Here is a 9,001-nt window from a genome sequence, read left to right as displayed (position 1 = left end):
TGGGGGGAGGGGGGGCGGGGCGCGGGGGCGCGCCCGGCGCCGGCCCGGGGCCGCGGGGGGCGGGGGCCCCACTGTCATCACGGGGTCAGCGCATGGCTAGTACCGCGTGGTGAGCCAGAACATCCGGAACTGCGTCTTGTCTCCCCTTCCGCGGAAGGGTTTGCCGCCCAGGTTCATCGTCCGCTGGACGAGCGGCGCACACACGCCCTTGCACACGTTGCGCGACGTGCCGCCGTAGACGACTTCGTAGTCCGGGTTCTTCTTCACCCAGTTGAACACCGCTTCTTCGGCGTGCTCGTAGGCCTGCTTGCCCTTGGCCGTGAGACGGCCGGGAACCGGCTGGCCCTGGATGAAGTCCTCGCCCTTCTTGAGAACGTTCTGGCCGACCTCGTCGATGCTCTTGCCGCCGGCCAGCGCCACCTTCTCGCTGATCTTGCCGGTGACCTTGTTGCGCACACCGATCACGGCGACCGTCGAGTAGTCGTGGCCCTTGCCCCACTGCTTCTTGAGGTCGTCGGCGCGCTTCTGTGCGGCGATCGCCTCGTTCTCATAGCCACAGTTGTGAACGAGAACGGCGGTGTGGCGCGCGCCCACGTAGTACGTGTGGACGCCCTCGACGGACAGGTTGTACACGCGCTCCGAGCGGTGCGCGGTGTCGACCGCGGTGATCTGGACCCAGGTGCCGGCGGAGGTCTGCAGCCACATACCGGACTTGAGGTCCTGTGCCTTGACCCACTTGCCGAAGTCCGGCAGCCAGTACAGGTGCGCGGCCGTCGAGGTGAGCTCGACCGGCTTGGCCTCGCCGTCCTTGCCGTCACGGTCGACGGTCAGGGTGACGAGGGCCTTCTCGCCCTTGTGGCTGCGGGCGTTGGTGACGTACCGGGGCTCGGTCGCACCGGTCTCCGGGTCGGTGGCCACGACCTTGTCGCCGACCTTCAGCTTCTCGATGTCCGTCGTGCTGCCGTCCGCGAGGACGACCTGCGTTCCGGCCACGAAGCTGTTGGTCTTGCAGGTGTTCGCATCCGGCTTGTCCGGCGACTTCGTCGTCGTACCGTCCGGACCGTCGGCCTTGCGGGCGTCGTTCGCCGTGTCCGCCGCGTCGCCGACGTTGTCCGCCGCCTTGCGCGTGTCGTTGGCGGTGTCGGCCGCCTCGATGCCCTTCGCGGCGTACTTGCCGGCCTTGACCGCCGTCGCCCCGTAGCCCACCAGCGGGATCGCCGAGGCGAGCGAGAGGGCGGCGTCGGCGTAGTTGCCCTCGGCCGCGTACCAGATGCCGTTGGCGACGTCCGCGACCTCGCCGACGACGGGGATCAGCCCGACCACGTCGAGGGCTGCGTGTCCGATGTCGGACAGCGAGAGCCCGAACAGATGCCCGTCGAGCTCGACGAAGCTGATCGGGTTGCCGCCCGCGAACGCGTACCGGTTCCCGGTGAACGGGTCGGTGGCCAGGGACATGTCGGCGAGCGCCCCGCTGTACGAGTCCCGGGTCAGGAAGCGGTTCAGGCCCGGGTCGTAGTTGCGGAAACCCATGTCGTACGTGCCCGAAGAGGCGTCGAAGCGCGAGGAGTTGAAGCGGAACGCGTTGTACGCGTCCCCCTGCTCCCCGCCGCCCGCGGCCGGCTTGTCGGCGCCGGTCATCTGGGACTGGTCGTCACTGCCGTACGCCGTGTAGCCGTACGTGGCGCGGGTCTTGCCGTCCTCCTTGGTGACCGCCTCGACATCGCCGCGCGGGCTGGTGACGTACTGCGAGACCTCCTTCGCACCGTCCTTGTGCTTGATCTGCGTGGCCCGCTGACCACCGGCCAGGTACTGGTAGTCCTTGTCGGCCTTGCCGTCCACGGTCTCGCGCAGGAGCGTGCTGTCCATGCCGAGGTAGGTGAACGCCGTCGTCTTGCCCTTGTCGCCGGTCGTGGTCTGGGAGACCGTCCGGTCGAACGGGTCGAAGACATAGCTGGTGGTCTGGGCCGTCGCGCCGACGCCCGAGCGCACCTTCACCGTGCGGTCGAAGCCGTCGTACGTGTACTTCTCGGCCGTCTGGCCACCGGTGCTGACCGTGTCGAGCCGGCCCAGCGGGTCGTAGTTGTAGGTGGACGTGGCGCCCAGCGACGACGCCGACAACAGCCGGTTGCGGTCGTAGCGCTGCGTCGTGGTGACCTTGTCCACCGTCTGCTCGACGATGTTGCTGTTGCGGTCGTAGCGGTACTCCTCGGTCGCCGGGGCGTCGCCCGCCTTGTCGACCTTGGTGATGCGGTCCTGCGGGTCGTAGGAGAAGGAGTAGGTGTTGTTGATGTACGCCGCGTTGTCGTCGGCGTTCATCAGCTTCAGTACGTCCTTGGAGCGGTGCCCGTTGGGCGTGTACTCCAGGTCGTGCTGCGCTACTTCGGTACCGCCCGAGGTCTTTTCGAGGGACTGCTGCACCGACCCGTCGGGGTAGTACCGCATCTCGAGCGTGTTGCCGTTGGGCTTGGTCTGCTTCAGGAGCTGACCGCGCGCGGTGTAGGTCATGGAGGTGATCTGCCGATTGCCCGCGGTGGGCGTATCGGCGTTGGTCACCTTCTTGACCAGGTCGCGCTCGTCGTACTCGATCTGCTGCCAGGTCAGGTCGTGGGTGGCGGTGAGCGGGTTGCCGTTCTCGTCGTACGTCAGCGCGGTGCTGTTCTTGACCGTGCCGCTCGCGAGTTCCTCGACCTTGCTGATCCGGTTGAGACCGTCGTACGCGATCCTGTACGTGTCGATCTTCGCGCCCGGCGAGAGGTCACGGACCTCGGTCTTGTTGCCGTTCGCGTTGTACTTGTAGGTGAAGTCCTTCTTCTCCGTGTCCGTTTCACCGGAGGCGGAGCGGACCAGCTTCACCGAGTCGGCCAGTACGGTGCCGTTCGCCTTGTCGGTCAGCGTGACCTTCTGCGGACCGTCCTCGACGAACGCGTAGCTGCCGAGCGAGATCCACTCGCCCGCCCGCTGCGTCTGGTCGACCGTCTTCGTCGCGCTGCCGCCGTCGTGATCCACCTTGAAGGCGGCGTCGCTCGCGGCCCCGGTCATCTTCGGGTGCCGCACGAAGACCTCGTACGTGCCGTTCTGCGGGATGTTCAACTGCCACGACAGCGAGGCGCTGCCGTCACCCGCGGGATGCGAGTAGGTGTCGTAGCCGTACTGCTGCTCGGCCTGTGTCCGCGCCCAGTTGCCCTGCAGCGCGGTGTTGTTGAAGTCCGAGCTGTCGACCAGGACGGCCTGCCGGCCGACGGGCACCCCGTCGTCGGCGCGTGCCTTCTCGTTGCCCGACAGGTAGTGGTCCCAGGTCATGGTGCGCTGCTGGGAGCCGCCCGCCGAGGTGAGCGTGTTCTTGGTCTGCTGGCCGAGCTTGTTGTACTCGTAGGCCGTGGAGATGTCCCACGGGTCCTTCGACGTCTCGGTCCAGCCGTTGTCGTAGTACGTGTACTCGGTGACATTGCGGACGGTCTGGCCCTCGGACGGCGGGGCGGAGACGGACTGCAGGTTGCCGACGGAGTCGTAGGTGTAGAACACCGAGTCCGGGGTGGTGTAGGTCGCGTCGTCCTTGTCGAAGGCGGAGCGTTCCTCCTTCACCCGGTTCAGCTCGTCGTACACCGTCTCGGAGGTGAAGTCCGTGTCGTCGCCGGTGGTTTCGACGCCGCGCGGAGTGATCGTCTTCGTCCGGTTGCCGACCTGGTCGTACGCGTACTTGGTGGTCCGGTAGGTGACGTTCCCGGAGGAGTCCTCCTTCACCGGCAGCTTCGACTCCACGAGTGCGCCGCGCTCGTCGTACGTCGCGAGCGACTCGTTGCCCTCCGCGTCGGTCTGCCCGAGCTGGAGGCCGTCCTTGTCGTAGCGGACCGAGGTGGCCCACTCCAGGGCGTCGATGGTGCGCTTGGTGCGGTGGTTGAGGTCGTACTCGTAGCGGGTGGTGTAGTCGTCGGGGTCCGCGCTGGCGTTCTTGCGCGGGTCGACGACCTTGACGACGTTGCCGACGTTGTCGTACGCCACCGTCGCCTTGTTGCCCTCGGCGTCCACCATCTCGACGGGCTGGTACGCCGCGTCGTAGACCGTGGTGGCCGTGAAGTCGCCTTCCTCGGGCGTCAGATTGCCCTGCGGACCGGTGACCTTCAGGATGTTGCCGACCTTGTCGTACGTGGTCGTCGTCCTGCGGCCCGGATCCGTGGCCTCGTCGCCCGGGTCGACCGTCTCGATCGCCTGGTCGGCCTTGTCGAACACCGAGGTGGAGACCGCGCCGTTGGGCGCCGTCACCTTGGTGATGTTGTCGTTGGCGTCGTAGACCGGTGCGGGCGTGATGACGAAGTCGTTCTCCGCCTGCTTGACGGGCTCCTTCTTCTCCAGCGGCCGGCCGAACACGTCGTAGGTCTGGGTCACCTCGGCGCTCTTGGCGTTGATGACCTCGGTGACGTTGCCGCGCACGTCGTACGCGAAGTGCGAGTCGTGGCCCGCCGCGTCCGTGATGGTATTCGGGAAGCCGACCGGTTCGAACTCGCGGTACCGCGTGGCGTGTCCGTTGGCGTCGGTCTCCTTGATGACCTGGCCGTACACGTCGTACTCGGTGCGGGCGGTGTAGTCGCCCTCCGTGGCGGAGGCGACGCCCTTCGGGTCGGTGACGGACGTCAGGTTGCCCTTGGTGTCATAGCCGAACCGGTAGGTGCGCCCCTCGGGGGACTTCTTCTCGAAGAGGTCGGCGATATGGCCGTCGAGCCCGTAGGAGTAGGTGAAGGTCTTCGCCTCGGTGCCGTTCTTGTTGGCCTCGGCGTCCTTCTGCTCCAGCGGATAGCCGGTCTTCGGGTCGTACTGCCAGGAGGTGACGGCGCCGTTGGCCTCCTCGATGCGCGTCACGTTGTTGTCGGTGTCCCAGGCCATCTTGGTGGTCTCGGACTTGGCGTTGGTCATCGCGGTGGCGCGGCCGTAGCCGTCCATCACGTACTGGCTCGCGTGGTTCTCGGCGTCGGTCACCTTGGTGCTGATGACCGAACCCGCCGTGCCGTCCGGATCGGTGTACGCGTAGTCCGTGGTGTGGCCGAGGCGGTCCGTCAGCGTCTGCGTGTTCCAGTGGAACTTCGGGTCGTCACCCTCGCTCGGGTAGTAGTAGTCGAGCGACGTGGCGTTGCCCCGCGGGTCGGTGACCTTGACCAGCTTGGCGTTCTTGTTGCCCTGCTCCATGTCGTACGTGAAGCCGAACACCTTCGGCTGGGACGAGCCCACGCCGTCGGTGAGCTTGGTGAGCAGGCCCTTGTCGGAGTAGTCGAAGGCGACCTTGCGCCCGGAGACGTCCGTCATCGACTTGACGTGGTCGATGATCTTCGGGCTGTTGGTGTCGGCCTTCGTGTAGTACTCGACCGACAGCGACTGCCGCCGCGCCGGATCCTCGATGTACGTGAGGAACTTGACCGGCTTGTTGTTCGACTTGCGCTCGGCGTAGGTGTACGTCTGCGTGTTGCCGTTCTTGTCGACGACCGACGTCAGATAGCCGTCGCAGTCGAAGAAGAACTGGGTGCGGTCGGGCCGGGTCAGCGACCAGGCGCGCGGATCGCCGTCCGCGCTCGGCTTGCAGTCCACGCCCGCGCCCTGGCGCAGCAGGTAGTGCACGCCCGCGGGCGCCCGCCAACTGCCGTCGTCCTGCTTGCGGAAGACGTGCGCGGTGCCGTCACCGTCGGGGAGGGTGACCTCCGTCGGGTTCGGGTTGGGGTGGAAGTCGAGCGCGGCGCCGAGCCGCAGCGGCATCGCGAGCTGCGCCGACCAGCCGTGGCCGAGCACCGTGTCCGAGGTGTCCTGCGAGTTGTACGCGAACCGTCCGAAGGTGGCGATGCCACGGCCGGGGTTGTTGAACGCGTTGTACTGCCAGACCGTGTTGCCCGCGTACAGGTTCGTCATCAGCGACGAGCCCGCGCCGGTGTTCTTGCCCGCGTACGTGAAGAACTTCTCCAGACCCAGCTGGTTGGAGGTCGGGTCCTCGGTGCGCACGTTCTGGGCGAGCGGCGGGATGCTCTCGGTCGCCGACAGCCAGGTGCCGTTCGCGGTGTTCTTCAGGTCCCACTTCAGGACGTACTCGAGGCGCTTGTTGCCCGAGTCCGAGTTGATGGGGGCCTTGAGCTTGGCCGGGACGGTAATCGAGTCGCCGGGCAGCACCTCGGTGGCGAGCTGGGTGGCCAGCTGGTTGCCGCCGGTGGTGGCGTCCGTGCCGTCGGGCAGCGACCAGGTGTACGACAGGGAGCGCTGCCCCGCCGGCCAGGTGCTGGTGGTGGTGTTGGTGAGGGTGACGTCGACCGTGTACTCGTCGCCGGGGATCATCCGCGCCGGGGTGTACGGCGAGAAGTACGTGTTCTCCGTCGACTTGGACAGGTAGGTCACGACCAGCTGCGGCCGCAGCTGGGCCTCCTCGGCCTCCGAGGACAGGAACATCGTGCGTTCCTGCGGCCCCGTGGCCGACTCGTCCTTGAGGCGGAGGGCGACACCGTGGTTGCTCGCCGGGTCCGCGACCCACTTCTGGGCCAGGGAGGTCAGCGACCAGCTCTGACGCGCAGGGTCGTTGGTGACGGTGCCGACCGTGTCGGAGACGGCGGCGTCCATGTCACCGCCCGGCGCGGTCCAGTTGGTGGTGGCGTTCGCCTTGGACCAGCTGGCGGCGGACTCGTCGAAGTCGCGGGTCAGACCGCGTGCTTCATAGATGGCGCCGTTCGTGCCGGTCGTGGTGGTGAAGCCCCACAGGTCGAGCTGGGCGTCGAGCACCCGCGCGCCCGCCGGGATGGCTTCGGTGCCGGGGAAGTCGAGCAGGGCCCGAGTGGTGCCGTACGTACCGGAGTTGTTGCCGACGGAGAGCCACGACCGCTCGAGACCGGACTCGGAGATCGTGTCGTGCCCGGTGGCGGGCCGCGTGGAGGACAGCGTGGTGTCGCTCTGTCCGCTCTGCAGCACCACAGTGGTGCGGCCGGCCTTGGGAAGCCGTACGAGCTGGGTGGTGGACGGCAGCACACGGCCGTCCTTCAGCTTCACGGCGACCATGTAGTAGTAGGCGTTGCCGAACGGGTCGGCGGAGTCCGCCGGTGTCGGTGTCGCCGTGGTGTCCGTGAAGGCCCGCAGGTCCTTGGCGACCGGCGAGACCATGGTCTGCCACGACGGCGTGAAGTGCTGGTAGACGCTGCGGTGGACCTGGTACTCGACGATGTCGTCGCCGACGTTCGCGGCCGACGGGTCGGTGTACGCGGGCCAGCTCAGCTCCGCGCCCGTGGAGTGCACGGTGCGCGGCGGATCCATGTCGACGCCCTGTGTGCCGTAAGTGAGCACGAGCTTCGGGTAGTTGGCGATCTCGCCCTTGTACGCGTACTCGGCGGCCTCGTAGCGCGGACCGCCCTTGGGCGCGGTGGCGGACTCGTCGCCCGCCTTCACCACGAAGCCGTTGTTGGCGTAGGTGCCGTCCAGCCACTGCTGCACGGTCTTGGTCACCGCGAAGCTGTGCCACGTGTTGCTGATGTCGGGCCGCTTGGTGACCACACCGCCCTTGGTGAAGCGGACGGCGTCCGCGAGCACCGTGGTCGACGTGGACGCGGGACCGTCACCGAGGACGACCTTGCCGGCCGTGCCCGCCTTGAACGGGTGCGAGCCGAGCGTCTTCCACTCGCCTTCGCTGCCCGTCTGCTGGTTGACGGTGTACGCCTTGCTGCCGCCGCTGTGGTTCACGGTGTACGGGGCGCCCGCGGCGCGGTCGGAGGCCGGGACGTAGTGCACGTCGACCTGGTAGGTGCCGTCCTCGGGGAGGTTCGGCTGCCAGGAGTACGTGTCGCCCGCGGTGGCGTCCTTGTTGTAGCGGTAGTCCAGACCGTGCGCGTACTGCGTGTACGCGGTGTTGGTCGAGGCGGGCCAGGCGCCCTGCGCTGCCGTGGTGCCCGCGTCCCCGTCGTCGACGAGGACCGAGGTGCCGGACAGTTCGCCGGTCAGGTCCTTGGCGTTGTTCCAGGTCGCGCCCGTCTCGCTCCAGGGGCCGGTGGCGCGGTGCGCCTCCAGGGCCACCTCTTCGGCGCCGGTGGTGTGCGTCTGGTCGTAGTAGAGCTTGAGCTCGGCGTTGTCGAGCTTGGTGCCCGCGGGGATGCCGGACAGGCCGAAACGCAGCAGGGCGCGGCTGGATCCGGTGGCGGTGTTGCCGACCGAAAGCCGCCAGCTGCCGTCGTAGTTGTCGGCCGGACCGTCCGAGGAGATCATGACGTCCTCGGACTGCGACGGGGTCGGCGCGATGGTGATGGTCGGGTCGACCGTCACGGGGTACTGGCGCGCGTCGGCCGTCAGCCACTCGGCGTCCGGCCGCAGGCTCACCGCGTACGAGCCGTCCTCGCCGGTCAGCTTCTGCTGTACGGCGTCGGAGGACTTGGTCCCGTACGGGGAGGACGCGTCCTTCTTGGAGTCCGTCATGAACGGCGCGGGGATGACCAGTTCGGGCCGCTTCGGCCCGGCGCTCTCGCTGTAGAGCGCGATGCTGCCGTTCTTCTGCGCCTTGGCCTCGAGGCCGTGGGTGTCGAGAGTGAACTCGTAGACCGGAGCGGTGGCGGGCCGCTCGCGCAGGACGATGCCCTCCTTCACGCTGCCGTTGCCGACGGTGTACTGGAGGTCGGCGCCTTCGCCGAAGGCGTTCTTGTACGTGACGGTGTTGCCGTCGGCGACCGGGGTCAGCTTCTTGGCGGCCGGGTCCTTGAGCCCGAGGGACACCCAGTGGCCCTCGTCGAGCTCGAAGCGCACCAGCTCGCCGGGGCGTGAACCGAAGTACGTACGGGCCAGGTTGGTGGTGTTGGCCTTGTCGAATCCCTTGCGGCCGGTGTCGGTGACCTCGGTGTCGATGGCCTTCCAGGAGCGTTCCTTGCCCTCGCCCGTGGGGTACGCGTCGGGAACGGACGCGACCTCGGACTGGATCCGTCCGTCGGACAGCTGCCAGTAGCGGGCGTGCGGGGTGCGGCGCTCCTTGAGCTCCTTGACCCGCTTGGGCTTGGCCGCGGCCTTG

2 protein-coding genes and 1 pseudogene are annotated in these 9,001 nt (G+C 67.7%); 1 reads left to right on the top strand and 2 read right to left on the bottom strand.

Annotated elements, in window-relative coordinates:
* Positions 1-96 precede the first annotated feature (96 nt).
* Entirely contained in the window at positions 97-3,582 is a 3,486-nt protein-coding gene (locus tag JAO81_RS44065) for a polymorphic toxin-type HINT domain-containing protein (protein ID WP_374194342.1), read from the bottom strand.
* A 31-nt stretch (positions 3,583-3,613) separates the two neighbouring features.
* Here JAO81_RS44065 and JAO81_RS44060 point away from each other — a divergent pair, with 31 nt between their 5' ends.
* On the top strand, positions 3,614-3,712 hold the full coding sequence (locus tag JAO81_RS44060) for a CRISPR-associated protein Csx3 (RefSeq protein ID WP_374194341.1): 99 nt from the start codon (positions 3,614-3,616) through the stop codon (positions 3,710-3,712).
* Positions 3,713-4,638: 926 nt separating this feature from the next.
* Here JAO81_RS44060 and JAO81_RS44055 read toward each other — a convergent pair.
* A pseudogene (locus JAO81_RS44055) lies at positions 4,639-8,211 on the bottom strand (DNRLRE domain-containing protein); the annotation flags it as partial.
* Positions 8,212-9,001: the final 790 nt, after the last annotated feature.

Source organism: Streptomyces sp. N35 (assembly GCF_016464295.1).
Taxonomy (GTDB): domain Bacteria; phylum Actinomycetota; class Actinomycetes; order Streptomycetales; family Streptomycetaceae; genus Streptomyces.
Note: the sequence above shows the minus strand (reverse complement) of the source record. Positions and strands in the feature narration are given on the sequence as shown.